General features: G+C 61.7%; 27 protein-coding genes and 1 other RNA gene. 12 read left to right on the forward strand and 16 right to left on the reverse strand.

Annotation, left to right across the window (positions count from 1 at the left end; genetic code table 11):
• Positions 1 to 6: 6 nt before the first annotated feature.
• Together AB4X18_RS06245 and AB4X18_RS06250 are read right to left on the reverse strand one after the other, a co-directional pair.
• Positions 7 to 1902, reverse strand: coding sequence for an extracellular solute-binding protein (locus AB4X18_RS06245; RefSeq protein WP_432817411.1), 1896 nt, complete (start codon positions 1900 to 1902; stop codon positions 7 to 9).
• A gap of 197 nt (positions 1903 to 2099) precedes the next feature.
• Positions 2100 to 2603, reverse strand: coding sequence for a c-type cytochrome (locus tag AB4X18_RS06250; RefSeq protein WP_370399276.1), 504 nt, complete (start codon positions 2601 to 2603; stop codon positions 2100 to 2102).
• A gap of 126 nt (positions 2604 to 2729) precedes the next feature.
• Here AB4X18_RS06250 and AB4X18_RS06255 point away from each other — a divergent pair, with 126 nt between their 5' ends.
• The gene (locus tag AB4X18_RS06255) at positions 2730 to 3578 is read left to right on the forward strand and encodes a prephenate dehydratase (RefSeq protein WP_370399277.1); all 849 of its coding nucleotides are present in this window, start codon (positions 2730 to 2732) and stop codon (positions 3576 to 3578) included.
• Here AB4X18_RS06255 and AB4X18_RS06260 read toward each other — a convergent pair whose 3' ends face one another.
• Positions 3579 to 4061: an SRPBCC family protein gene (locus AB4X18_RS06260; protein WP_370399278.1), complete on the reverse strand. Its 483-nt coding sequence runs from the start codon at positions 4059 to 4061 to the stop codon at positions 3579 to 3581.
• A gap of 73 nt (positions 4062 to 4134) precedes the next feature.
• Positions 4135 to 5103, reverse strand: coding sequence for an NAD(+) diphosphatase (gene nudC / locus AB4X18_RS06265; RefSeq protein WP_370399279.1), 969 nt, complete (start codon positions 5101 to 5103; stop codon positions 4135 to 4137).
• Positions 5104 to 5327: 224 nt separating this feature from the next.
• Here nudC and AB4X18_RS06270 point away from each other — a divergent pair, with 224 nt between their 5' ends.
• Together AB4X18_RS06270 and ffs are read left to right on the forward strand one after the other, a co-directional pair.
• Positions 5328 to 7094, forward strand: a complete 1767-nt coding sequence (locus AB4X18_RS06270; protein WP_432817195.1) for a bifunctional metallophosphatase/5'-nucleotidase — start codon at positions 5328 to 5330, stop codon at positions 7092 to 7094.
• A 38-nt stretch (positions 7095 to 7132) separates the two neighbouring features.
• Positions 7133 to 7230: signal recognition particle sRNA small type (ffs, locus tag AB4X18_RS06275), an RNA gene on the forward strand.
• A 39-nt stretch (positions 7231 to 7269) separates the two neighbouring features.
• On the opposite strand, the gene AB4X18_RS06280 is transcribed toward ffs, so the two are convergent.
• The 3 genes from AB4X18_RS06280 to AB4X18_RS06290 form a co-directional block, all read right to left on the reverse strand.
• The gene (locus AB4X18_RS06280) at positions 7270 to 7620 is read right to left on the reverse strand and encodes a DUF6404 family protein (protein ID WP_370399281.1); all 351 of its coding nucleotides are present in this window, start codon (positions 7618 to 7620) and stop codon (positions 7270 to 7272) included.
• Positions 7617 to 8462, reverse strand: coding sequence for a KPN_02809 family neutral zinc metallopeptidase (ypfJ, locus tag AB4X18_RS06285; RefSeq protein WP_370399282.1), 846 nt, complete (start codon positions 8460 to 8462; stop codon positions 7617 to 7619). The genes AB4X18_RS06280 and ypfJ overlap by 4 nt, the downstream gene beginning before the upstream one ends.
• 90 nt (positions 8463 to 8552) lie before the next feature.
• Positions 8553 to 9539, reverse strand: coding sequence for a calcium-binding protein (locus AB4X18_RS06290; protein WP_370399283.1), 987 nt, complete (start codon positions 9537 to 9539; stop codon positions 8553 to 8555).
• A 185-nt stretch (positions 9540 to 9724) separates the two neighbouring features.
• Between AB4X18_RS06290 and AB4X18_RS06295 the strand changes: the two genes are divergently transcribed.
• The 4 genes from AB4X18_RS06295 to recR are packed head-to-tail and all read left to right on the forward strand — an operon-like array spanning position 9725 to position 13550.
• A complete protein-coding gene (locus tag AB4X18_RS06295) occupies positions 9725 to 11488 on the forward strand; it encodes a DNA polymerase III subunit gamma/tau (RefSeq protein ID WP_370399284.1) in 1764 nt (587 codons plus the stop codon).
• Between the two features lie 54 nt (positions 11489 to 11542).
• On the forward strand, positions 11543 to 11887 hold the full coding sequence (locus AB4X18_RS06300) for a YbaB/EbfC family nucleoid-associated protein (protein WP_370399285.1): 345 nt from the start codon (positions 11543 to 11545) through the stop codon (positions 11885 to 11887).
• A 59-nt stretch (positions 11888 to 11946) separates the two neighbouring features.
• Positions 11947 to 12960 carry a TraB/GumN family protein gene (locus tag AB4X18_RS06305; RefSeq protein ID WP_370399286.1) on the forward strand — a complete coding sequence of 338 codons (1014 nt, stop codon included), beginning with the start codon at positions 11947 to 11949 and terminating at the stop codon, positions 12958 to 12960.
• On the forward strand, positions 12957 to 13550 hold the full coding sequence (recR, locus tag AB4X18_RS06310; protein ID WP_370399287.1) for a recombination mediator RecR: 594 nt from the start codon (positions 12957 to 12959) through the stop codon (positions 13548 to 13550). Before AB4X18_RS06305 ends, recR begins: the two co-directional genes overlap by 4 nt.
• Positions 13551 to 13670: 120 nt before the next feature.
• On the opposite strand, the gene AB4X18_RS06315 is transcribed toward recR, so the two are convergent.
• Both AB4X18_RS06315 and AB4X18_RS06320 read right to left on the reverse strand, forming a co-directional pair.
• Entirely contained in the window at positions 13671 to 14843 is a 1173-nt protein-coding gene (locus AB4X18_RS06315; RefSeq protein ID WP_370399288.1) for a type III PLP-dependent enzyme, read from the reverse strand.
• Between the two features lie 294 nt (positions 14844 to 15137).
• Complete coding sequence (locus tag AB4X18_RS06320) at positions 15138 to 15908, reverse strand: DUF1013 domain-containing protein (protein WP_370399289.1); 771 nt, start codon at positions 15906 to 15908, stop codon at positions 15138 to 15140.
• A 126-nt stretch (positions 15909 to 16034) separates the two neighbouring features.
• Here AB4X18_RS06320 and AB4X18_RS06325 point away from each other — a divergent pair, with 126 nt between their 5' ends.
• Positions 16035 to 16673 (forward strand): ribonuclease T2 family protein, encoded by a 639-nt coding sequence (locus AB4X18_RS06325; RefSeq protein ID WP_432817196.1) that lies wholly within the window; start codon positions 16035 to 16037, stop codon positions 16671 to 16673.
• A 293-nt stretch (positions 16674 to 16966) separates the two neighbouring features.
• Here AB4X18_RS06325 and AB4X18_RS06330 read toward each other — a convergent pair whose 3' ends face one another.
• Complete coding sequence (locus AB4X18_RS06330; protein WP_432817197.1) at positions 16967 to 17953, reverse strand: NAD(P)H-quinone oxidoreductase; 987 nt, start codon at positions 17951 to 17953, stop codon at positions 16967 to 16969.
• Between the two features lie 126 nt (positions 17954 to 18079).
• Here AB4X18_RS06330 and AB4X18_RS06335 point away from each other — a divergent pair, with 126 nt between their 5' ends.
• Positions 18080 to 19306, forward strand: a complete 1227-nt coding sequence (locus AB4X18_RS06335) for an AMP-binding protein (protein WP_432817198.1) — start codon at positions 18080 to 18082, stop codon at positions 19304 to 19306.
• The gene (locus AB4X18_RS06340; RefSeq protein ID WP_432817199.1) at positions 19303 to 20403 is read left to right on the forward strand and encodes a thiolase family protein; all 1101 of its coding nucleotides are present in this window, start codon (positions 19303 to 19305) and stop codon (positions 20401 to 20403) included. Before AB4X18_RS06335 ends, AB4X18_RS06340 begins: the two co-directional genes overlap by 4 nt.
• On the opposite strand, the gene AB4X18_RS06345 is transcribed toward AB4X18_RS06340, so the two are convergent.
• From AB4X18_RS06345 to AB4X18_RS06360, 4 genes are all read right to left on the reverse strand, one after another.
• Positions 20392 to 20937 (reverse strand): biotin transporter BioY, encoded by a 546-nt coding sequence (locus AB4X18_RS06345; protein WP_432817200.1) that lies wholly within the window; start codon positions 20935 to 20937, stop codon positions 20392 to 20394. The genes AB4X18_RS06340 and AB4X18_RS06345 overlap by 12 nt on opposite strands.
• A gap of 53 nt (positions 20938 to 20990) precedes the next feature.
• Entirely contained in the window at positions 20991 to 21587 is a 597-nt protein-coding gene (locus AB4X18_RS06350; RefSeq protein WP_370399293.1) for a CbiQ family ECF transporter T component, read from the reverse strand.
• Positions 21562 to 22296: an energy-coupling factor ABC transporter ATP-binding protein gene (locus AB4X18_RS06355; RefSeq protein ID WP_370399294.1), complete on the reverse strand. Its 735-nt coding sequence runs from the start codon at positions 22294 to 22296 to the stop codon at positions 21562 to 21564. Before AB4X18_RS06355 ends, AB4X18_RS06350 begins: the two co-directional genes overlap by 26 nt.
• 92 nt (positions 22297 to 22388) lie before the next feature.
• On the reverse strand, positions 22389 to 23075 hold the full coding sequence (locus AB4X18_RS06360) for a COQ9 family protein (protein ID WP_432817201.1): 687 nt from the start codon (positions 23073 to 23075) through the stop codon (positions 22389 to 22391).
• Positions 23076 to 23188: 113 nt separating this feature from the next.
• On the opposite strand from AB4X18_RS06360, the gene rpsU reads away from it, so the two are divergent.
• A complete protein-coding gene (gene rpsU, locus AB4X18_RS06365) occupies positions 23189 to 23395 on the forward strand; it encodes a 30S ribosomal protein S21 (protein WP_007118112.1) in 207 nt (68 codons plus the stop codon).
• A 120-nt stretch (positions 23396 to 23515) separates the two neighbouring features.
• On the opposite strand, the gene AB4X18_RS06370 is transcribed toward rpsU, so the two are convergent.
• Positions 23516 to 23974, reverse strand: a complete 459-nt coding sequence (locus AB4X18_RS06370; RefSeq protein WP_370399296.1) for an Lrp/AsnC family transcriptional regulator — start codon at positions 23972 to 23974, stop codon at positions 23516 to 23518.
• 139 nt (positions 23975 to 24113) lie between these two features.
• Between AB4X18_RS06370 and ald the strand changes: the two genes are divergently transcribed.
• Positions 24114 to 25232: an alanine dehydrogenase gene (gene ald, locus AB4X18_RS06375; protein ID WP_370399297.1), complete on the forward strand. Its 1119-nt coding sequence runs from the start codon at positions 24114 to 24116 to the stop codon at positions 25230 to 25232.
• On the opposite strand, the gene AB4X18_RS06380 is transcribed toward ald, so the two are convergent.
• Entirely contained in the window at positions 25229 to 25768 is a 540-nt protein-coding gene (locus AB4X18_RS06380) for a DUF2087 domain-containing protein (RefSeq protein WP_370399298.1), read from the reverse strand. The genes ald and AB4X18_RS06380 overlap by 4 nt on opposite strands.
• Between the last annotated feature and the right edge of the window lie 165 nt (positions 25769 to 25933).

Here is a 25933-nt window from a genome sequence, read left to right on the forward strand (position 1 = left end):
GGCTAGTTACCTCAGTGCACCAGAGGCGCGCAGGGCCGCAGCCTTGTCAGCGTTGTACCACCAGAAATCCAGCTGCCCCAAGGCATAGGGCGGGATGTTCTCGGGGTGTTCGAACATGTCATAGTAGGCCACCCAATGTTCCGGATTGTACCAAACGGGGATCATGATCAGTTCATAACGCAGGACGCGATCCAACGCCATCAGTGCGGTCTGTTCTTCCTCGCGGGTCTGGGCCTGAAGCGAAGCTTCGATGATCTTATCGACAAGCGGGCTGGCAAGACCTGCAGGATTGAAGAGCGAGAATTCAGCCGCTTCGGAGCCGTAACGCTGTTCCAACCCGGTACCTGTGCCCAGAAAGGCCGCATAGGAATCATAGACCAGATCATAATCGCGGTCCCGTTCGCGGCTGGTGTATTGCGACGGGTCAACCTTTTCAAACGAGATGTCTACCCCCAGCTTGCGCACGTTGGACACGAAGTTTTCCATCACGCTGCTCAGTGTGGGCGGGCTGGAGGAATTGAACAGGAAATTGATCTTCAGTGTTTCGCCCTGATCGTTTCGGCGCACGCCATCGGACCCAACGGCCCAGCCGGCCTTGTCCAGCAGCTTCATCGCGCGCCGGATATTGCGGCGGTCCAGCAGGCGTTCGGCCTTTGAAGTATGCGGCACGAAGGCTTCTGTTGTCAGCAATCCTTCAGGCACCAGATCACCAAAGCCCTTGAGAAACTCCAGCTCGGCCCCTTCCGGCAGACCTGTCGCCATCAATGGTGTGTCTTGCGTAAAAGATGCACGCTGGCGGAACAGGCCGTATTGCAGGCTCTCGTTCGTCCATTCGAAGTTATAGGCCAATGCCAACGCCTGCCGGACGCTGCGATCCTGTAACACGTCGGAGCCAAGGTTGAACACAATGCCGGACGGCGTCGGCGGGGAACCATCGGGCAGCGCCTTTTTCACCACTGCGCCGCTGTCGATCTTGGGAAAGTCATACTGCGTCGCCCATTTCTTTGAATCGACCTCGCGGCGGAAGGTGTATTCGCCTGCTTTGAAGGCCTCGAAAGCCGCTGTGTCATCGCCAAAATACTCGACCCGGATGGTATCGAAATTGTTTCGACCGACATTGAAAGGCAGATCGTTGCCCCAGTAATCCTCGTTCCGTTTGTATACTATCCGGCGGTTCACATCGACGCTGTCGATCACGTAAGGCCCCGATCCGGGCGAAACATCAAGACGGCTTTCGTTCAGGCCCGCGCCGGTTTCCTCGTACCATTTCTTGGACCACGCCGGGACAAACCCAACCTGGTCGACCAGACTGCGCCGGGATATGCCTTCGGTGAAGTAGAACTTGATCGTATGATCATCCAGCACCTCAACCTTTGGAATGCGTTTGCGCACCGCATCTGCGTAGGATTTCAGCCCCTCATCCAGCAGCAGGTTATGCGAAAAGGCGATGTCGTGCGCGGTGACGGGCGTCCCGTCGGAAAACCGCGCCTCGGGGCGCATGTGGAAGATGACCCAGTTCTTGCCTTCGTCGTATTCAAGCCGCTCCGCCAGAAGACCATAGTATTCGGCGTAGACATCCGCCGGCGCGGAAACCCCGGACGGCCCCTGACCGAGCAGGCTTTCATACATGATCGTGGACAGCGCACCGGCACGGCCCTTGCGGGTGTAGGGATGCATCGAATCGAAAGTGCCAACCACCGACAGAGAAATCTCTCCACCCTTGGGGGCATCCGGGTTCACATAGGAAAAGTGTGGATAATCTTCAGGGTAGGTCAGATCGCCATAGAAAGAGTAGCCGTAGGTCTCCACGATCTTCTCGTGGCTTTCGGCGCGCGCCAATGTGCCCCAGATCAATGCCGCCCCCATAACGATCAGCGCCGTCCAGTTCACAAAAGGCTTCATCGGCAAGATTTGCGTTCGGGCACGGGTCCGGGGTGGTGTCATGTGGTATGTCCTTCTTGAACGTCGCCTGGCGTGTGTCACCATGTAAGCTAACGATGTGCGCTGCCAAGAGACAAGTTGCGAATATGTGATCTGGGTGCGCGCTACGAAAAAGGCCGCCCACAGTGGGGCGGCCCGACCTTCAACCCAGCGTTGGATCAATCGTCAAGGGTGTCGAGGTAGGCAATCAGATCGGCGCGCTCTTCAGGCTTTTTCAAGCCTGCGAAACCCATCGTGGTGCCGGGTGCGTAGCCCTTGGGGTTCTCAAGAAACGCGCTCAGCTCGTCCGGAGTCCAGGCCGCGTCGATGTCCGCCAATGCACCGGAATAGTTGAAACCATCCACGGCGGCGATCTGTCTGCCGACGACACCATGCAGGTAGGGGCCGACGTTGTTCTCACCCGCCGCAATCTTGTGACAGGCAGAGCATTTGCGGAAAACCCGTTCGCCACTGGCAGGATCCGCAACATCCATGAGCGCTGCGAAATCAAGCTCCTCTTCGGGTTCTTCTTCCTCTGCGCCCTCAATCTCGATGGCATAGGATTGTTCGCCATGCGCTTCGGCATGATAAACCTCTTCGCCTACCCATTTGCCAAGCAAAAGGACAAGCCAGGCCCCAAGAAGACCCGAGGCAAGTTTGGTGAGTGTCATGGTGTCGAACATCGGTTGTTCCTACTGGCATTGGTTGTGCGTGCTGGCGCGTATCTATTGCTTTCCCTTCTTACAGGCAAGGTGTACTTACCGCGACCAATCGCCCTTGCCCGCGACATTTTTTTGAAGGTAGCCGTGATGTCTGAAGAAATTGCTCCCCGTATTGCGTTTCAGGGCGCTTTGGGCGCGTACGGGCACGAAGCCTGCCTGAAGGCCCGCCCCGGGATGACCCCCGTTCCCTGCACGACGTTCGAAGGCGTGATCCGCGCGGTGCGCGCGGGCGAAGCCGATCTGGCGATGCTGCCGGTGGAAAACACGACCTACGGGCGGGTGGCCGATATCCATCGGTTGTTGCCCGAAAGTGGTCTGCACATCGTCGCAGAGGCCTTTGTGCGGGTGCGCATCGCGCTGTTGGCCCGGCCCGGTGTCGCGCTTGGGGATATCAAACACGTGCGCGCACACCTGGTGCTACTGCCGCAGGCGCGCAGGTTTCTTGAGGAACATGGCATTACATCCGAACCGGCAGCCGACAGTGCAGGCGCCGCAGCCGAACTGGCAGCGTCCACGTTGACCCATGAAGGGGTCCTGGCCAGCGCCGTGGCCGCGGATATCCACGGGTTGGAGGTCCTGGCCCGCGACATCGAGGATCAGGAGCACAACACCACACGTTTCCTGCTGATGGCGCCGGACATCGATCTGACCCGGCGCGGCGACACCATGCTGACCACGTTTGTGTTTGAAGTACGCAACATTCCGGCCGCGCTTTATAAGGCGATGGGCGGCTTTGCGACCAATGGCGTGAACATGACCAAACTGGAAAGCTACATGGTGGGCGGGTCGTTCACGGCAACGCAGTTCTACGCCGATATCGAAGGCCACCCCGAAGACCCTCCCGTGCGCCGAGCGCTGGAAGAACTGGCGTATTTCACCAACAGTCTTGAGATCCTGGGAGTTTACCCGGCCCATCCGGATCGGTCGGAAGACTGATCAGGCGCTGCTGCTGCCTGCCTCACGAACATACCGTTCTTCCATGCTCCGTGCGTATTCGGCGACCCGTTTGCCAAAACGCTTGCTCAGCGACGCCTTGGCCAGCTTCAAGGACTGGACCAGCAATCGCGCACTCAGCGTGAGCGGCTTGAGTTCAAGATTAACAACGACCCGCGTCTGATTGCGCGACAGCGCCATCAGTTCGAAACTCGTGCGGCTCAGCATCCCCGGAGAGGTGCTTTCCAAGGCCATGTCATTGGGTTGGTCAAATTCCACGATCTCCAGGTCCAGTTCACGCCGCTTGCCCCGCAGATCGAAAGAAGCATGCCAAGTCATACCGATGCCCGGTTCCTTGCTCGTTTCCAAGCGCTGCACCTCTGCCCCGCGCCGCATCGCCGCGCGTTCGAAGACCTCGAAATCACACAGCATTTCAAACACCACGTCGATCGGTGCCTCGATGTCTTCCTTGGTGCTGAATTTCATGCCGACAGCCCGTTTGTTCCGATTTTTTGGTGCGAAAGGCCGTGCCCTCACGCGGTTTCGGCGTATGTTTGCGTTAATCCAGCCGGTCCGCAAGCCAGTTTTCTAGCAGAAAGTGTGCAATGGCACCCTTTCGGGCGGGCAGGACCTTTGGATGCGTGCCTGCGAAAATCTCCATCATCTCTTCACGGCTGACCCACATGGCGTCTTCGATTTCGACCGGATCAATGGTCAGATCACGGCCCAGCGCCTGACCGCGGCAGCCAAACATCAGCGACGCGGGGAAGGGCCACGGCTGGCTTGACAGATACGACACCGCGCTGACCTGCACGCGTGCTTCCTCAAAAACCTCGCGGCGCACGGCAGCCTCCAATGTTTCACCCGGCTCAACAAAGCCAGCAAGTAGCGAATACATCCCTTCCGGCCACCCCGGCGAGCGTCCCATCAGGACCGAATTACCGTGCGTGATCAACATGATCACCACCGGATCGGTACGCGGAAAATGGCCCGCGTTGCACGAGGGACATACCCGTTGCCAGCCCGCCTGCCTGACCTCGCTTGCCGCCCCGCAACAGGCGCAAAACCCGTGTGACAAATGCCACCCCAGGATGGCCTTCCCGGTTGCCGCCAGTTCAGCGTCCCGCGCGCTCAGCCAGGTCATGACCCGGCGCAATTCGGCGAAAACCTCCCCTTCCGGCAAGGCAGGGTGTTGTTGTTCAGACGGATCAAGAAATGCACCAAGCTGTGCGACATCCACCTCCTCCGGGCTCCAGTGCGACAGATCAAAGGCAAAGCGTGCTGCCCCCTCTTCGCGGCCCAGCAGGATCGGATCAGATGCCGCACCCTGCAAGACCGGGTGATCCATCGGCAGACGCATCAGCGAAGCAGGGCGTGCCTTTCGGATCAGCGGCTTGCCACGCCAGAACAGGATCGCGCGGGCCGCCGGGTCGGCAAGCGCCGCGGACACTGCAGCAGGGTCGTTACGGATCTCCCCGGCCCGGTCCAGTGCGGAGCCACCGAAGGTGACCTCTTCTGCATGTTTCATCTGCTCTTCCTCGGCAAGTGTCTTGAATGTGGTGTTTTGCCAGACGGTGTGCCTGATCCGGGGTAAAGGGGCAATCCCGTGCAGGCTTGCGTCACCTGCTCCAATCTGATCAATTAAAGGTTGCGCTTGCACACTTTAAGCGGGAGTAGGGTTTGAAGGATCAGGGGGCAGCAGCCCTGAGAGAGGATAGAAGGCAAGTGGATCGCTGCGCGCAACTGCGTGTCTTGGCAACCACAGACGTGCACATGCAACTGCTGGGCCACGCCTATGTCTCCGACAGCGCAACCCGAAACAACGGACTGTCCGGACTTGCGACCCTGATCGAAACCGCGCGGCGCGATGCGGCCGCCGAAGGCCGCGCAACGCTGCTTTTGGATAACGGTGACCTGCTGCAAGGAACTGCCCTTGGCAGTTGGGCGGCGACACAACCTGTTACCGCGTCACATCCCGTTGCGGCGTCGCTGAATGCGATGGGATATGACGCGATCGGGCTGGGAAACCATGATCTGGATTATGGTCTTGCCTATCTCGATGCCATTGCCGCCCACCTCGACATGCCGATGATCTGCAGCAATTTGCAGCATGACCACCCTTCCGCCCTGCAGTCTGCCGCCTTGGTCGATTGCCCGGTCCCTGACACCGCGGGCGACACATTGCGGGTCGGCGTGCTTTCCGTTCTGCCGGAGCAGACGGCGGTCTGGAACCGCCACGTGCTGCACCGCGCCGCGACCGTCACACCTGCGCTGGCCTGCGTGCAAGCCGCCATTCCCCGGTTGCGGGCACAGGGGGCGGACCTGATCGTGCTTCTGGCGCATATGGGCATTGATGACCCGTCAGGCCCTGCACCACCCCGAGACAGCGCCTTGCCGCTTGCACGGATTTCAGGCGTCGATGCCATCATCACGGGACATACACACCGCCGGTTTCCCGGAAATGACCACCGCGCCGACAGGGACATTGACACGGACGGCGGCACGCTTGCGCGCTGCCCTGCCAGTATGCCGGGGTATTCAGGCTCCGATCTGGCGGTGCTTGATTTGACCCTGAACCGCACTGGGGATGAGCCGTGGACGGTAATCGGCCATATCAGTCGCCTGATCCCCAATACCGGAGCCGTCGCCGCTGCACCCGCCGTTCTCGCCGCCTGCAAACCAGCGCATGATGCTACCCGCGCCCATCTTGCCACCCCTGTGGCAACGACCCCCGTAACCTTGCAGAACTACTTCTCCCTTGCCGTGCCGACGGCGCCCGCCGAACTGGTCGCCCGCGCAAAGGTGCTCGGCGTCAGCCGCGCGCTTGCCGGTACGCCGGAGGCCGCACTCCCCTTGGTTGCCACCGCCTCCGCTCATACCGCCGGTGGCCGGGAGGGACCCGGAAATTTTCTGAACATTCCCGCAGGAGACGTGCTGCGCCGTCATATTGCGGGGCTTGACCCCTACACAAACGAAGTGCGGGCTGTTCGCGTGACCGGGGCAACATTGCATCACATGCTGGAACACGCCGCACGCATCTACACCACGCTGCGCCCGGATGCGCCCGCACAGCCGCTTGTCGATCCCCGGTTTCCCAGCTTTGATTTCGACACGATCTACGGGCTGCAATATACGATTGATCCCTCCCGCCCACCGGGCCAGCGGATCACCTCAGTCTTGCATGACGGGCGCGCGCTGAGGATGGATCAGGCCTTCATTCTGGCCACCAACCAGTTTCGGGTTGCTGGTGGTGGGGGATATCCCCCCGCGGCGCAAGGCGATCTTCTTTCCTGTCGCCGAATGCCGCTGTCCGAAGCTGCGATTGACGCGCTGCATGCCCCCGGTGCGATGCAATGGCCCGTCCCAAAACCATGGAAACTGATCTGCGCAACACCCAGACAGGCAATGCTTGCCACCGGACCGGAAGCTCAGCCCTTTCTGACGCAGATCGCGGAGATGGCCCCGCATGCCCGTGGGTTGGATGAGAACGGGTTCTTGCAGATCCAGATCACGCTCTGATGCTTGCGCTTCGCCCCAGCGGCCCTTATATCGCAAATTGAGAGGTTGGTGCGGGCAGGCGCCTCGCCAACCTGGTCAGGTCCGGAAGGAAGCAGCCACAACGAGTCCCGCTTGGGTCGTTATCAATCTCTCACCAAGGCGCTCCCAACGACGTGGGCGCCCCTGCATTTCCCGCTTACAGATCATTCCAGCGGCTCAAACGCCATTTCCGGCGCGAATGCGCATAATAGCATCCCATGAAGAAACCGAACAAAACCCCCGCAATCGCGGATGATCCCATGGCGACGGCGGGGGCAACGCCAGCCCCACGCCATTCGACGAACCACATCAAAACGCCCCAGAATATCCCGAACCACACGGCCTGACCGGCCCAGACCCGCAGGAAAGGCTGGTAGTGGGGCGGACGCACCTGCATCCCAAGCTGCCTCTGCAACTTGTGCAACGGCGGCACGTAGTTGCTGCGCCAAACCTGGGTCCGCGCCAATTCAGCCAAGGCCGCATCATATTTGGTGTCGTAATCGCTCAAAGGCGTGCAGCGGCAAAGGTATCGCATTGCCCGACTGCGCCGGTCTCATACCCCCTTGCGAACCAGCGCGCGCGCTGTTCCGAGGTGCCGTGGGTGAACGTGTGCGGCTGGGGCACGCGGCCAGCCTGTCGCTGCAGGTGATCGTCACCGATCTTGCGCGCAGCGTTCAGCGCCTCCTGCAGATCGCCCTTCTCCATCAGCGACTGCACATTCGCCGCCCAAATGCCCGACAGGCAATCGGCCATCAATTCCAGCCGCACCGTGAGCGCGTTGGCCTCTGTCTTGCTGGCCTGCTGGCGCGCGGCGTTCACCTTGGGAAGGATGCCCCACTGGTTCTGAACGTGATGGGCCACCTCGTGCGCAATCACGTAGGCCGCGGCGAAATCACCCCCCGCCCCCATGCGCTGGTCCAGCATCGCAAAGAACGATGTGTCCAAATAGGCCTTGCTGTCGGCAGGGCAGTAAAACGGCCCGGTCGCCCCGTTGGCGCCACCACAGGGGCTTTGCGTCACACCGTTGAAAACCACCAACTTGGGCGGCACATATTCGCGGTTAAGCTGCTCTGCAAATACCTTGGCCCAGACATCTTCAGTGGTGCTGAGCACGCGGGCAGAAAACTCCGTCGCCCGGTCATCGGCCGCGGTGGATTGCTCACTTTGCTGGGTAAGTGGCGCGTTGCCGCCCTGTAAAAGCCCGCTGACATCAATCCCGGTGAAATAACCGACGGCCAGCACGATCAGCAGGCCGATCACGCCCATGCCTCCGGCACGCCCGCCGCCGCGACGCCGCCCGCCGCCACGCACTTCTACGTTTCTGCTTCGCCTGATGCCCCGCAACCGCATAATCCACACCCCTTCTAACGCCCACTTCATAGGTAGCGACCCACGCAGGAAAGTGTAGTGAAAAGGTTCCGAACCGTACAGACTTGCCGATCAGCTGCTCAATCGTATGTCCGCAACTGTCAGGTCAATCGGTCCGATTACCCGAACCACGGGGATGTCATTGACAAAAACCATTGACCCGCTGCCATCTTCCAGCGGTTCAACTGTGATCGGATTTTCGACGATATCGTCAGGACCATCCGGCGTGGGGGTCTGCAGGAGCGCCTCGGAACCTGCCAGTTCCAGAACGTCCATACCGCGCATGAAATCGGAGATCGTCACGATATCATACCCCGCTTCAACACCGGTAAAGAGATCGACCGTCACCTCGTCCAGCCCGCGCCCGGTTTCCACGGTGTCACCTTCATCCACCAGAATGATGTCCTGCCCAAAGCCACCAAGCACCCTGTCGGGCGTACCCTGATCTTCCGGGTTATCCACGGTGTCGATGATATCATCACCCTGATTGCCGATCACCACGTTTGCGCCAAAGCTGTCGGATATCAGATCGTCGCCAGTGCCGCCGACAATCCTGTCATCGCCGCCCTCAAAGACCTCTTCGCTGACACCGGCCGACAGGCTTCCGGTCTCCTCAATGGTCGGGAAAGACACAAGATCGTCACCGCGATCAAAGCTGAGGGGGCTTAACCCAGAAACATCATCATCTGCGCCAAGCATGATCGTATCATCGCCGCTGCCCGCGAAAACCACGTCCTCTCCATCCCCGGTGACGATCATGTTGTCACCGGCGCGTAACAACACGGCGTCATCACCCGCGCCGGTGTCGATGTTCTGCGGCCCGGACGTGAAGTTGATCGCGGCCAGACCGGCGTCTGCTTCGCTTTGCGTCAGCTCGCCCTCCCCCACCAGATCAATGAAATTCGCCTGCACATCCGCGCGGAAGGCCTCATCGACGATGGCGTCGTCTTCATCGGAGAATGTATCCGCTTCCGATCCTGCGCCGCCGTCATCGCTATCCGACCCGACAAACGCCGCCATCGCCAGACCAACGCCCAATAATCCCAAAATCGCCAACATGTACTGCCCTCTCACGCCAAAGGTGGATATTTTCCATTATTTTACATGGGATTATGGCAAGAATTTGCTCTTTTCCTGATGGTATCCGATGTTGGAATGACGCGTGGCGTCACCGCAGGCTCGTGGTGGACCTTCCACCGGCAGAACACTACCCTGCGCAAGTCAGAGAATCCCCCGGAGCCCCCATGAGCGACACAAGCGCCCCCGAAAAAGGTTACCAAGTCCTTGCCCGGAAATACCGGCCGGAAACCTTTGCAGATCTTGTCGGTCAGGATGCCATGGTGCGCACCCTGCAGAACGCGTTTGAGGCCGACCGCATTGCGCAGGCGTTCATCATGACCGGCATACGCGGCACGGGCAAAACCACGACCGCGCGAATCATCGCCAAGGGCATGAACTGCATCGGGCCGGATGGCACGGGCGGTCCCACTACCGAACCTTGCGGGCAATGCGAACACTGCACCGCCATTATGGAAGGCCGCCATGTCGACGTGATGGAGATGGACGCTGCATCGAACACCGGTGTGGCCAACATCCGCGAGATTATCGACAGCGTGCACTACCGCGCTGCATCGGCCCGCTACAAAGTCTACATCGTCGACGAAGTGCACATGTTGTCCACGGGTGCGTTCAACGCGCTCCTCAAAACGCTGGAAGAACCACCTGAACATGTGAAGTTCATTTTCGCCACAACCGAGATACGCAAAGTCCCGGTGACGGTGCTGTCGCGGTGCCAGCGTTTTGATCTGCGCCGGATCGAACCCGAAGTGATGATCGCCATGCTGCGCCGCATTGCCGACAGCGAAGGTGCGCAGATCGCCGATGATGCCATGGCCCTGATCACCCGCGCTGCCGAAGGATCCGCGCGGGATGCCACGTCGCTGCTGGATCAAGCCATCAGCCACGGGGCTGGCGAAACCACTGCAATGCAGGTGCGCGCGATGCTTGGCCTTGCGGACCGGGGGCGCGTGCTGGACCTTTTCGACATGATCCTGCGGGGTGATGCGGCAGCGGCCCTGACCGAACTTTCCGCCCAGTATGCCGATGGTGCCGACCCGATGGCCGTGCTGCGCGATCTGGCCGAAATCACCCATTGGGTGTCAGTGGTTAAGATCACGCCAGAAGCCGCCGAAGATCCGACCGTGTCGCCTCAGGAACGCGAACGTGGCACCCAGATGGCCGACGCGTTGCCGATGCGCGTCCTGACGCGATTGTGGCAGATGCTGCTCAAGGCGCTGGACGAAGTAGCCAGCGCGCCGAACGCGATGATGGCTGTGGAAATGGCGATCATCCGGCTCACGCATGTCGCCGACCTGCCCAGCCCCGAAGAACTGGTGCGCAAGCTTCAGGACAAAAGCCCGCCGCCCCCTGCTGCGACATCGTCGTCAGGTGGGACCACAACATCACATGCGCCGGGCGCAGAGGCCGTGGCGGCCGCACAGGCGCGTATGGCTTCTAATCCCGGGCCGGGTGGACAGACAACCGCCCTGGCACAGGACATTGATGCCGCCCTTGCGCGCTACCCCACCTTCGACCACGTGGTCGACCTCATCCGTGCGAACCGCGACGTAAAGCTGCTGGTGGACGTCGAAACCACACTGCGCCTTGCCGCCTATCAACCGGGCCGCATCGAATTCACCCCGACCGAAAAGGCCCCCGCTGATTTGGCCCAGCGCCTTGGCGGGAAGTTGCAATTGTGGACCGGCAATCGCTGGGCGGTAAGCATCGTCAACGGGGCAGAAGCAGAAACCATCGCCGAGGTGCGCGACGCGCAAGACAACGCCCTGCGCGCCGACGCACAGGCGCATCCCCTGATGCAAGCGGTGCTGGCGCAATTCCCCAAGGCGCGTATCACCGCCATTCGCACCCCCGAACAGATCGCCGCAGAAGCCGTGCAGGACGCCCTGCCGGAAGTCGAAGACGAATGGGATCCCTTCGAGGACAGTTGATCCCACCCCGCCCGCGCCTCATATAGAGGGCAACAATCATGAAGGAGTGAGCAGATGCTCAAAGGTTTGGGTTCTCTTGGCGATATGGCCGGGATGATGAAGAAAGCGCAGGAAATGCAGGGCAAGATGGCCCAGTTGCAGGACGACATGGCCAGTATCATGGTCACCGGGGAAAGCGGCGCGGGTCTGGTCAAGGCCACCGCGACAGCCAAGGGCGAACTCAAGGCGCTGGACATCGACCCGTCGATTTTCAACGGCGACGATAAGGAAGTCGTCGAGGACCTGATCCTTGCCGCCATCAAGGACGCACAGGCCAAAGCGTCCGAACGCAGCCAGGAAGAAATGCGCAAACTGACCGAAGGTCTGGGCCTGCCTGCCGATATGAAGCTGCCATTCTGATCACACGCCTGCGTCTGATACGATTTGCCTTTGCACTGGCTCTTGTTAGTGCACAAAGCATGCCCGCAACGGCGCAGGACTGGGCGACGCGCGACCTTTGCACCGTCATGCGGCCCGCAATCGATAAGCAGGTGCTGCCCCCCGATCTGCTGGCCGTGCTGGAACAGGACGCGGCGTCCCGCTTCATCAACGGAACGGGCCGCTACTGGCGCATCGAAAGCCCCGGCGGGGCGGTGTCCCACCTTTGGGGCACCTTCCATTCCACCGATCCGCTGATCCTTGATCTGCCGCAGGCGGTCGAAGATGACATCGAAACCGCACGCATCGTCGCGCTTGAGATGGACCCGATCCAGCCGGATCGCAAATCCATCACCCAAAGCTTTGAATACGAAGGTTGGATGCGCGAAGGCGGCAACGCGGCCTGGCGGTTCGAGACCGAGAACACCGGCGTCCCGGCCAGGATCATCAACCGCATTCGCGACCGCACCGAAGGCATCGGATGGGGGCGCGGCGCGCCGGATTACCTGACCCTTGGTGGTCTTGCCAATCTGCTGATGACCGACCCCTGCGATGATTTCAGCGCAGGCACCCTTCCCATTCAGGACAGCCGAATCCAGATGCTTGGCATGATTGCCGGAGCGGACATTCTGGGGCTGGAACCGGAGGCGGCATTCCTCGACTATCTGAACGCCCCACAAAACCGCCGCACCGCGCTGTCGCTGATCACCGTCTACGGCAGTTCCTTGTTCCCGCAACCGGGCAGTCGGCAAACCTACTTCGCCCTTTATCTTGAAGGACGCCTTGGGCTGATGATGATGCTTGAAGCGGAATGGATCCGCGACGAACTCGGGCCGGAGGGCGCTGCCCACCTTGCGCGCACCGACGCCTATCTGCTGGATGCACGCAACGCCGATTTCATCACGCGGGTCATACCGGAGCTTGAAAAGGGCGGCGTTTTCGTTGCTGTTGGTGCCTTCCATCTGCCCGGCAAAAACGGCATGGTGGCGCGCCTACGCACCGCAGGGTTCACCGTCACCCGCACACCCCTTCCCGGAGAAGCCCAGACCCCATGAGCAGCACCCGCGATATCGACAACTTGATCGAGATGATGGCCAAGCTGCCTGGCCTTGGTCCACGCTCTGCCCGGCGTGCGGTACTGCATATGATCCGCAAGCGCAGCCTTCTGCTGAGCCCCTTGGCGGACCTGATGCAAACGGTTGCCGCGACGGCGCGCGAATGCCTGAACTGCGGCAATGTCGGCACGACCGATGTTTGCGATATCTGCACGTCGGAAAAGCGCGCCAACGGGGAGTTGTGCGTGGTCGAAGACGTCGCCGACTTGTGGGCGATGGAACGTGCGGGCGTCTTCAAGGGCCGCTATCACGTGCTGGGCGGCACGCTCTCCGCGCTCGATGCCATCGGGCCGCAGGAACTGCGCATACCCCGTCTGATCGACCGGGTCGCCAGCGAAGGGATCACGGAAGTCATCCTTGCCTTGAATGCGACCATAGATGGCCAGACAACCGCCCACTACATCGCCGACCAACTGGACGGGCAGGTGCGCCTGACATCCCTGGCACAGGGTGTCCCCATCGGCGGCGAGTTGGATTATCTGGATGACGGCACCATCACCGCCGCGCTTAACGCCCGCAAGACGCTCTGACAAATCCTGTGCGGGAGCACGCCTTGATCACCACGCACGTTCAGTTTTCGCGGTCACATGAAATAGGCGGGCCACCCTCTCCTCCCAAATCAGGTGGCCCGTCCGCCGCGACCGGATCGTTCAAAGAACAATCACATCCAGCGGCGGAAACCCGTTAAATCCGACAGAACTGTAGGAACTGGTATAGGCCCCGCAGTTGCGAATCATCACCTTGTCGCCATCCCGCAGCGCCAGCGGCAACTGGATCGGGCGTTTCTCGTACAGTATATCCGCACTGTCGCACGAAGGTCCAGCCAGCACACAGGGCCCGCATTCGGTCCCGTCATGCCGGGTGACAATCTGGTAGCGAATGGCTTCTCCCTCGGTCTCCGCCAGCCCCGAAAAGCGCCCGATGTCCAGATAGATCCAGCGGTGCAGGTCATCTTCGGACTTGCGTGAAACCAGCATGACTTCTGCCGCAATGTGTCCCGCCTCCGCCACCAGACCGCGACCGGGCTCCGCCATCAGGTGCGGGACCGGGCCGAACCGCGCATCGACTGCGGCGCGAACAGCCGCGGCATAGGCGCGCGGGGGCTCCACCGCATCCCCGTAGTATGCCGGAAATCCACCACCGATGTTGAGAAGCTGCAAATCATGCCCTGCCGCACGCGCCGCATGCCAAAGGTCGGCGACATGATCCAGCACCGGGTTCCAGAAGGCCGCCTGACGGGTCTGCGACCCGACATGAAACGACAGCCCATAGGCCTGCAGGCCCAGATCGCGCGCATGGTCCAGCAAAACAGGCAGCATGCCCGCGGCGCACCCGAACTTGCGGCTCAGCGGCCAGTCCGCAAGCGAATTCTCCACGATCAACCGGATGTAGACCTTTGCACCCGGCGCATGCGCGGCAATCTTGTCCAGTTCCGCCACACTGTCCGCCGCGAATAGGCGAACGCCCGCGGCATGGGCGAATGCGATGTCCGAAGCGCGCTTGATGGTATTGCCGAAGGAAATGCGTGACGGGTCAGCGCCCTGGGCAAGGCACAATTCGATCTCGGCCCGCGACGCGGCATCGAACCCAGACCCCTTGCAGACCAGCGTGCGGATGATCTGCGGTGCCGGGTTGGCCTTGACGGCGTAATGGATATGCGCATCCCCCAGCCCCCCTTTCAGGCGGTCATATTGTGCCGCGACACGGGCACGGCTGATCACAAGGGTGGGCCGGTCAAAGACATTCGCCGCGATATAGGCGGTTGCGGGATCGGCATGCACAGGGGCAGCGGCGCGCAGGGCGCCGGGGACAGTCGCGTTCATGGGTCATCTCCAAAGAGCAAAGGGGGTGGAACCACCCCAAAAGTCATTTCAAGAGACGTTACCGTCGCTACATGAACGCGGGTCAATCAGCGGGCTGACCGGCCAGAGGCGCGTGCGTTGGCGTCTTGAAACCGCGCATTACGCTCATTCTGGATTCGTGCAAGTGTTTTGTGGGCCGGGGCCGGAAATAATCCCGGCACCCCATTTGCTGTTGCCGTCTTGCAAAGCGATTGACGGGCCGACCAATGGCGCGGGGCCACCGCGCCGCTGGCGACAGTGGCCCCTCTCAAGCGATCAGGACTTGGCCTTCTCGTCTTCGTCGCCGTCCCCTTCTTCACTGCCTTCAGGCAGGGAAAAGAAGCTGTCGGCATCCGAATAATCACCGCTTTCCTTGTCTTCCTCGACGGTGTCTTCGGCCAGGGTAAAGGTTTCCAGCCCTTCGATGGCCGTGGGGATCTTGGGTTCTGCGTCCATGCCAAGGCTCTGTTCGGTGCTCACCAGCTTGCGACGCTCGTCGTCGCTCATCACGGCACCCTCCTTGGCCTTTTTCGCAGCGGCCTTCTGAACGGCAGCGTCCAGTTCGGACTGCTTGCACAGACCCAACGCAACCGGATCGATGGGCTGAATGTTGGAGATGTTCCAGTGGGTGCGTTCGCGAATGGCCTGAATGGTCGGTTTGGTGGTGCCGACAAGCTTGCTGATCTGACTGTCCGCCAGCTCAGGATGGAACTTCACCAGCCAAAGGATCGACGCCGGCCGATCCTGACGCTTGGACAGCGGCGTGTACCGCGGCCCGCGGCGCTTTTCCTCGCCCTGGGCGGCCGCATTGAATTTGAGCTTTAGCTTGCGCAGCGGATCGGCTTCGGCACTGTCGATCTCTTCCTGCGTCAGCTGGTTGTTTGCAATCGGGTCAAACCCCTTGACGCCCTGCGCCACATCACCATCGGCGATGCCCTGCACTTCCAACTCGTGCATCTCGACGAAGTCGGCAATCTGCTTGAAGCTGAGCGTCGTGTTGTCCACCAGCCAGACGGCGGTGGCTTTGGCCATGATCGGTTTTGCCATGTGTCTTACTCCTGAAGTCGCAACTGTCCCGTCGCCTGAAAGGGCTTTCCCGGGGGCCGGGACGGTTTCCATTGTGGGGGAACTTGGACGGTATATAGTGGCTTGCGGACCATAAGGAAAGACCCAATGCGCCATCTGATCCTTGCCCTGCTTGTCGCGGCGTCCGGCTTGCCCGCTGCGGCGCAGGAGGACAAGGCAGGCGTCTTCGACTATTATGTCGTCTCGCTCAGCTGGTCGCCGAACTGGTGCGCGATCGAAGGCGATGCGCGCAATTCTCCGCAATGCGACAGCGGATCGGGACACGGCTGGATTCTGCACGGGCTCTGGCCACAATATCACAAGGGCTATCCCGACTTCTGCCAGACCTCAGAACGCCCCCCCTCGCGCCGGATGACCCGCGAGATGGCCGATATCATGGGCACGCCGGGTCTCGCCTGGCACCAATGGCGCAAACACGGCAGTTGCACGGGGCTTTCCGCGCCAGCCTACTACGACTTGTCGCGCGACGCATACGCGCGCATCACCCGCCCGGCGGTTTTTCGCAAGCTCGACCGTGACGTCACCTTGCCCGCCGCCGTGGTGGAGGAAGCCTTTCTGAAGGCAAACCCGGACATGGAACGCGACGGGGTCACCGTCACCTGCCGGGACGGACATATTCAGGAAGTCCGCATCTGCATGTCCAAAAACCTTGATCCAGTGCCTTGCGGACAGGATGTCGTGCGCGATTGTAGGATGACGGATGCGCTGTTCACCCCCCTACGATGAACGCAGGCCCCTGCGCGGGGGGAGAGTGCGGACGGGATTTAAGGCCAAAAAGAGAAGAAAGAGTCGCCTCCCCCTTCCCTTTTCAAAGACCGCAACGGTTCTCTTCTTGGCGCGGTCATCGGCTCCGTAGCCTGTACCGCCCGATGAAGATCGCAAGTCTTGGTTAACAAATGTTTTCTCTTTTTGGCCTTAAATCCCGTCCGCACCCACAACTATCGCCCAAAGCAGATCAGCATCGAAACACGTCAACGCGCCCCTCGAAACATCGTGCCGCGCGTAGCGCGTCCTTTGGATCAGCCCCCCACCTCAAGCACAATCTTCCCGATGTGGCTGCTGCTTTCCATCCGCGCATGGGCGTCGGAGGCCGCTTCCAGATCAAAGCTGCTGTCCATTACGGGGCCAATTTGCCCGGCGGACAACAACGGCCAGACGGCTTCGCGCAATTCCTGGGCGATGCCGGCCTTGGCCAGATCGCTTTGCGGGCGCAAGGTGGAGCCTGTCATGGTCAATCGCCGGGTCATCAACATCGCAAAATTCACCTCGACCTTGGGGCCTTGCAGGAAAGCGATCTGGACAAGCCGTCCATCCTCGGCGAGCGTCTTGAGGTTGCGCGGGATGTAGTCGCCACCAACCATATCGAGAATTAGATCCGCGCCGCCTTCGGCGCGCAGAACGTCGACGAAATCATCCTCGCGGTAGTTGATCGCCTTTTCCGCACCCAGATCCGTACATGCCTTGCACTTTTCATCCGATCCGGCCGTCACGAACACCCGCGCGCCAAATGCACGGCCCAGCTGGATTGCGGTTGTACCAATGCCGGAGGACCCACCATGCACAAGCATCCGTTCCCCGGCCTTCAACCCGCCGCGCATGAAGACATTCGACCAGACGGTGAAAAACGTCTCGGGTAAACAGGCGGCCTCCTTCATGCCCATCCCCTTCGGGATCGGCAGGCAATGCGCCGCCGGCGTCGCCACGTATTCGGCATAGCCGCCACCCGGCAGCAGGGCACATACCTGATCCCCTTCGGCAAGGTCGCTGACACCTGGTCCGACGGCGATCACCTCTCCGGACGCTTCCAGCCCCGGCAGATCGCTGGCGGTGGGCGGCGGGGCGTACATGCCCGCGCGCTGCAACGCATCGGGGCGATTCACTCCGGCGTAGGCCACCTTCAGTAAAACCTGACCATGGGCAGGTTCGGGCACCGGTCGCCGGGTCAGTTGCAGCGCCTCCGGGCCGCCCGGTTTGGTGATCTCGATCGCACGCATGGTATTTGTCATCCCGTCTCTCCCCACTCGCTTTGCCGCATCCTAATGCGCCCGCCCGTGCGGCGCGAGGAGGTTTTGCGGCTTGGGGCCTGCCATGGTATTTGCTACAGCACGCGGACCGCCGAACAAGGACAGTCGATGCAATCCACCCTGCGCTTTCAATGGCATCCGGACGCCCGGATGTACGCTGCCGACTGTCAGATCAGCCCGCAGGCAGCGACCGGGGAAGGCTTTGCCATGGTGAAGACGCACCCCCCTGCGCGTGCGCTCGCCGAACTTGGGCAAACGTTGCGCGCCGGGCGCCCCTTCTGCCTGGTCGACAGCGCACCACCCACCCGGATCAGCGCCCCACCGGGTTGGTTCATGACCCAAAGCGGGGGCAGTTCAGGTCGCCCCAAGCTGATCCGTCGCCGCCAATCCTCCTGGATCGCATCCTTCGAGGTGAACACGAAACGCTTCGCGCTTCGCCCCGCGGATCAGGTTGCCGTGCTGGGGGGGCTGGCGCATTCGCTGGCGCTTTACGGTGTGTTGGAAGCCTTGCATCTGGGGGCGGATGCGCATGTCCTGTCCGGACTTGCCCCGTCGCGTCAGGCGAATTTGATGGCCAAGGCAAAGGTCACCGTTCTGTATGCAACGCCCACGCAGATCAGAATGCTTGCAGCGACGCGCACCTCCCTTCCCCACCTCCGGCTGATCCTGTGCGGTGGTGGCGCGCTTGACGCGGCAACCCGGCAGATCGCCCGCACCCGCTTTCCCAACGCCGCCCTGCATGTCTTCTATGGCACAGCCGAGACAAGCTTTGTCAGCCTTGCAGGCGAGGATGCGCCACACGGCTCTGTCGGGCGCGCCTATCCGGGTGTGGCGCTGGAAATCCGTGACCCGCGCGGAGACCCCGTCTCCGGACCGGGGGAGGTCTGGGTCCGGTCCCCCTACCTTTGTGACGGATATGACGGGGGCGGTAGCGATCTGGTTATCTGCCAGAAGGGTTTCGTCAGCACCGGAGAGATCGGGCAAGTCGACGGGGACGGCCTGCTTTGGCTGAAGGGGCGCAGGGACAGGATGATCACGGTGGGTGACGTGAATGCCTTTCCCGAAACGGTGGAAGACCTGATTGCAGCCATGCCCGGTGTGGCGCATTGTGCCGTGCTTCCCCGCCCCGATCCGCGGCGCGGGCAGCATCTTGTGGCGGTTGTTGCTGGCCAGAAGGAAACCGGCCTTTCCCTGCGCATCCGCGACGGGTGCCGCGCATCGCTTGGGGCGACACTGACCCCGAAACATGTGCTCTTTCACCCGGCCTTTCCGCTTTTGACGTCGGGCAAGTCCGATCTGGTGGCGCTGGCGCACTGGGTGGAGGAACGATCATGACCGCCCATGTCCTTGCCGCCTGCCGCAGCCCCGTTGCGCCGCGTGGTGGGGCCTTGAGCGCCTATTCATTGCCGCAACTGGGCGCGCCTGTCCTGCGTGCGGCACTTGCGCAGGCGGGTCTGCCACCCGATGCCGTCGACGAGGTGATCGTCAGCACCGCCATTGGACCGGGGGGCAACCCGGCACGCAGCATCGCACTGGCGGCGGGCCTGCCCGAGCATGTCGCGGGGCTGAGCATCGACCGCCAGTGCTCTGGCGGGATGGATGCGCTGTTGCTGGCGCGGGCATTGGTGGAAAGCGGGGCGGCCAATGTCGTCGTCGCGGGCGGCGTGGAAAGCTATTCTCGTGCGCCGATCCGGCAGCACACCTTTGCAGATGGCCGCCCGCCCCGGCCTTATACCCAAGCCCCCTTCACCCCATGGCCGGACCGCGATCCCGACATGGCCGAAGCCGCCGATGCCCTTGCGCAGCGCCTTGGCATTGACCGCCCGACACAGGATGAATGGGCGGTGGAAAGCCACGCCGAGGCCCGCCATTGCGTGCCGGATCCGGCGGAAATGATCCCTTTTGAGGGTCTTGCAGTGGACAGTTTCACCCGCAAGCTGACACCCGCGCTTTGTGCCCGTGCGCCCACGATCCATGGCAGCATCACCCATGCAAATGCCGCCGTTGCCGCCGATGCGGCGGCGTTCTGTATCGTGACATCAGCGAAGGTCGCCGCGCGACACGGCACGCCGGGCCTGCGCATCCTTGGCGGTGCCACAAGGGGCGCCGACCCGACATGCCCGGGCCTTGCCCCCCTTGCGGCGATCCAAAGCGCCTTCGCCGAAACCGGGTTAACAGTTGACCAGATCGATGTCGCCGAAGTCATGGAAGCCTACGCCGTTCAGGCCATCGCCTGTGTTCGCGAAGCGGGGCTTGATCCCGCGCGGGTCAATCTGGGCGGGGGTGCGCTGGCTCGGGGCCATCCCATCGGCGCGTCCGGGGCGATCAACGTGGTGCGCCTGTTTCACGAACTACGCCACAGGGGCGGCACGGGGCTTGCGACCATTGCAGCCGCGGGTGGCATCGGCAGTGCGCTGATCCTAGGGGCGTGACAGCAGGCTTGCAGGCCGCGCGCGCGCCACGCCAGCCGTAATCAATCCAGCCAGCACAGCCTTGATGAAGTCGCCGGGGATGAAGGCAGATACAAGGCCCAGCGCCTCAGCAAAACCTTTGTCCAGCATCACCATCAGCCCCGGCACTCCAAAGGCATAAAGCACGACCACGCCGCCAATGACCGAGGCGATCCCCGCCGCCCAGGCGATCGGCGTGCGCTGCATCTGCTCCATGACGAAACCGGTGGCAAAAGCGGCGACCGGGAAGCCCACAACAAAGCCCACGCTAGGCGCGGCAAAGACACCCAGACCGCCCCGCCCCCCTGCCAGCAAGGGCAGGCCAAGTGCCACCAGCGCGACAAAAAGCAAGGCCGCCAGACCACCGCGCCGCGCACCCAGTATCGTGCCGCACAGCATCACACCAAGGCTTTGCGCCGTGATCGGCACGCCGAACCCCAGCGTCAGCTTGGGGATCAGGCCCAGCGCCGCAATCAGCGCGGCGAAAAGGGCAACGAGGGCGATTGAGCGTTCCATGGGAGATGTCCTTTGAGTGTCGCGCGCCGTGGTAGGCGCGCCACCCGGCAAGGTCAAGCGCCACCGCGGGCGCGCAGCGCCTCTGCCACGTGCTCAGCATCATCCAGCGCCAGTGCGGCAAACGCCGGGATCAGCCGCCAACCGGGTCGCCTGCGCGCTCGCGCGCGCCACGCCAGCGTCAACATCTGCCCCTTGCGCGCCAGTTCCGGGGTGAACCGGATGACCAGCGCCATCGCCAGCGCGATGGGGCGGGTGTCGATACCCAGCCGACGCAGCGGCGTCATCAGCCAGTCTACCACGGCCATCATGTCGCTGAGCCGGGTGGTCATCGTCACCAGATTGGCCAGCGCCACCGCCGTGATCATCCGCAGCACGATCACCAATCCATTCACCGCGTCACCGATGATCACATGATATACCGCGATCAGCGCCACGAAAGGCCACAGCACCCACAAGCGGCCCAATCCGGTGCGCAAAAACAGCCGACCGGGCAGGGCATAAAGGCCAAGCGTCAGGGCACAGGCCAACAGATGCCAGCCAGCCGCCTCCATCCTGAACAGCACGACCGTAGCCATGCACAACAGTCCCAGCTTGACCCCGGCAGGCCAGCCATGAGCACGTGTTTCAACCGGTGAGGTCAGTGAGATCATCGCTCGCCCCCAACTGCTCCATCCGTGAGGTGAAAGAAGCGATCACCTGCGCAGGTCGCCCATCGGCCACAATCTGTCCCCGATCCAGCCAGATCACCCGGTCATACGCCGCGACCCCCTGCGGATCATGGGTGATCTGCACCAGCGTGACATCCAATTCCGAAAATGCCCGCTCCAGACTGCGGGTCGTGGGAATATCCAACCCGGCAAAGGGCTCATCCAGCACGATCACCTCCGGTGCCATCGCCAGCACTGCCATCAGACAGACCAACTGCCGCTGGCCTTGGGAAAGCTGGTGAATTGACGCCTTGGCCCAATGCGCGCGGTCGAACTGTTCCAGCATTGCGGCACTCTGCGCTGTGGCCTGTTGTTTGCTTTGTCCCATCTGGGTCAGGCCAAAGGCCAGTTCTTCTTCCACGGTGGGGAAGATGATCTGATGATCCGGGTTCTGAAACAGGATCCCGATGACGCCCAGCGCCGCCTTGCGGTCCTTTGCGACATCGATGCCACCGATGCGCACCTGCCCCTGATCGGGCTGGACCAGTCCCGCCATCACGCGCGCCAGCGAAGTCTTGCCGGATCCGTTGCGGCCCAAGACGCCGATCCGGTGTTCGTCCGCACACAGCGTGATGTCTTGCAGGATATCCACGCCGCCAGAGGCGAAATGCACATCGCGCAGGTCGATCAAGGGGGGCTTGGGGTCATTCATGGGCGGCGCGTCGTTGCAAGGTCAGCGGCCTGCCTAGCAGGTCAGTCGTCCATGTGAAAGGCAACGCGTATGAAAGCCAATCCGCGACCGCATCAATCGCGCGGTGAGGTCCAGGCACCCGGTGTGCCGCCATCACTGAACCGCTGCGGCGCCTTGATCTGTCCCAGCAGCCAATTCGGGCCGGCCAGCAGCGCGGACAAGGTCGGGCTCTTGCGGACCTGCGCCTTGACCTTCTCGATCTGCATAACATCATCGATGCGCCGGTCCAGAAACGCCCATGTCGCGCTGTCGCCTTCGCTGGTGTCGCCCAGCCAGAACAATACCGTCGCGGAATAGACCCCGCTCAATGTCGCGCGTTTGGTGTACCAGTTCACATCATCAGATGTGTCGCCCAGCGCGGTCCATATGGCGTCCGCCGTCCCCCAGATCAGCTTGGCCCCGTCAGGCGCATATTGCGGCAGCGAAAACAGCGTGGTGCCCCGGCGCACGGTTTCCTTGTCGGTCACGACCTCAAGCCGCAATTGCACCGCGCGCGCGATCTTGTCCCGGTACCGCAGGGGAGACATGTCTTCGGATTTCAGCGCTTCGATCATCTGCGCATCGCCGCGCTTGTGATAGGCTACGGCCAGATCGACACCGCCGCGTGGACAAACCGCACGGGCCACGGTTTCGTCGATCTCTGTATCGGCGATCGCAGCCTTGAACGTCGACCGAGACCAGCCATCAAAGGGCACATGGATCAATGCTGCGTCCAACAGCGCATCTTTCGGATCACTCATCTTTCTCTCCTTGTCCTGGGTCGATACGGACTCGACAAACCCGTTTAGCGTTGATATAGCGCGGGTTCCTGCAAATCCTTGCAACTTTATCCTAGAAAGGTGGTGACAACCACATGCAGGTTAGTGTTCGCGACAACAATGTCGATCAGGCCCTTCGGGCTCTGAAGAAAAAGCTCCAGCGCGAAGGCGTGTTTCGGGAAATGAAGCTCAAGCAACATTTCGAGAAACCCTCCGAGAAAAAAGCGCGCGAGAAAGCTGAAGCGATCCGCCGGGCCCGTAAGTTGGCTCGCAAAAAAGCGCAGCGCGAAGGCATGATGTAAATCACCTCGTTGCTCCTTAGAATTGAAACCTCCGCAAGCACCGCTTACGGAGGTTTTTTCTTGGCCGCTGGGAAAGGCGTTTCCAGCACGGCATCAGGCCCTCTTGCCTGCGATCCTATTTCACACGGGCAGTGCCGTGGTCTTGCAAACGGTGCGCAAGGCAAAGCTGGATTGCATCTGCCCCACGCCGGGCAGGCGCGCCAGGTACTGCCGGTGGATGCGGGCGAAATCCTCCGTGTCTTCCGCCACCACCTTCAGCAGGTAATCCGCCGATCCGGCCATCAGGTGACATTCCAGCACGTCCGGGATGCGTGCGACTGACCGCTCAAAAGCGTCAAGCACCTCGTCCGCCTGCCCTTGCAGGGTGATCTCCACGAACACCGTCGTGGGCACCTGCAATTTCCGGGCATCCAGCAAGGCGACATAATCGCGGATATAACCTTCCTTCTCCATCCGCTGAACGCGGCGGTGGCAGGCCGACGGGGACAGATGCACTTCCTCCGACAACTCAGCATTCGACATCCGCCCGTTGCGCTGAAGCGCACGCAGGATGCGTCGATCAATCTCATCAAGGCTCATATGCGCAAAACCTTTGCGTAATAGTGTCTTTCGCCGCAATGCTATCCTACTGCGAACTCCGACTGCCAGTCTAATTCGTGCCTTTTTGCACCTTGAGTTGCCTAAAAAGGCGGCAACATGAGAACAAAGGAACGCTTCCATGAAAATCGGCTGCCCGACAGAGATCAAACCACAGGAATTCCGCGTCGGTCTGACGCCCAGCGCCGCCCTTGAGGCCGTCAATGCCGGTCACGACGTGATCGTGCAGGCCGGTGCCGGCGATGGCGCCGGGTTCACGGATGCGGATTACATCGCAGCCGGTGCGGCGATCATCGACACCGCAGAGGAAATCTTTGCCACCGCCGAGATGATCGTGAAGGTCAAGGAACCGCAGGCCGTCGAACGCAAGATGCTGCGCGAGGGGCAGGTTCTGTTCACCTACCTGCACCTTGCCCCCGACCCAGAGCAGACAAAGGACCTGCTGGCGTCGGGTTGCACCGCAATTGCCTATGAAACCGTGACTGACCGCAACGGCGGCCTGCCCCTGCTGGCGCCCATGTCCGAAGTTGCCGGAAGGCTGGCCCCACAGGTCGGGGCATGGACGCTGCAGAAGGCCAATGGCGGGCGTGGGACATTGATGGGCGGTGTGCCCGGCGTCGGGCCTGCGCGGGTGATGGTCATCGGCGGCGGTGTTGTCGGCACCCATGCGGCGCGAATTGCCGCCGGTATGGGCGCGGATGTGACCGTACTGGATCGTTCGTTGCCGCGCATGCGCTATCTTGACGATGTCTTTTCGGGTCAGTTCAAGACCTCCTATGCCTCTGCCCAGAACACCATCGAACTGGCGCGTGCAGCGGACCTGATCATTGGTGCCGTGCTGATCCCCGGCGCGGCCGCGCCCAAGCTGATCAGCCGCGCGCAACTGTCCGAGTTGAAACCCGGCGCAGCCCTTGTTGACGTGGCCATCGACCAGGGTGGGTGTTTCGAGACGTCCAAGGCGACCACGCATCAGGAACCGATCTATGACGTCGACGGGATCATGCATTATTGCGTGGCCAACATGCCCGGCGCGGTCGCCCGTACCTCCACCATCGCGCTGGGGAATGCAACGATGCCTTTCATGCTGGATCTGGCCAACAAGGGCTGGCGTCAGGCATGCGCAGATGACGAACACCTGCTGAACGGGCTGAACGTCCATGCAGGCAAGCTGACCTACTATGCGGTTGGCAAGGCGCTGGGAATGGATGTGATCTCCCCATCGCTGGCGTTGAAGGTCTAGGGCTTTCGCCGCTGGCTGACCTCTCGGATCAGCGCCTGCGCCTCGGGTGGCGGGCGCTGTTCTGTGCGGCGGTAATCCGACCCATCAAGATTGCGTTGCAATAGACCCATGCCGATCAGGCTCCGGCGCAGGAGGGCGGCGTCCTCGAACAGATGCACGAGGTTCAGCGCGCCGTTGACATCACGCTCTTCCATCGGTGTTTCCGCAGGAAGGCGCGCCCACATCGCCCACAAGGCAAGCTCCTGCACCTGCCGTTTGCCGGGCCACCGGATCAGGCGGCCCTGCGTGTCGAACTGGTGAAGCGTCTTTTCGATCAGCTTGAAATCCGCCGTAGGTTCCGGAGCCGCCTCGACCCGAGCCTGCGCGGCATGGGCTGCACGCAAGTGTTGATAGTTGCGAAAGCCACTTGCGCGGGCCAGATGGTTCAGCATCTCCAGATGGGATGGCGGAGTTCTGCCACTGGCAAGATGTCGGTTTAGGTTGCGGGCAAAGGTGGAAATATCCGCAGTGGCAAGCGGAATGAGGTCTTTCGACATGTCGTTTCCTTATCGTCGTGCCGCACTTGGGGGTCGTCGTGGTCGCTGCCCTGCGACGCGGCACTAAACAGGGGTTTAGAGACAAGTCGATGCATTGAGTAACGGCAGTTTTAGCATCCCCTTACAGGGGACAGCGACGCCTTGGTGACTGCCAACCAGGTCCCG

Source organism: Sulfitobacter rhodophyticola, assembly GCF_041281685.2.
Lineage (GTDB): Bacteria > Pseudomonadota > Alphaproteobacteria > Rhodobacterales > Rhodobacteraceae > Sulfitobacter.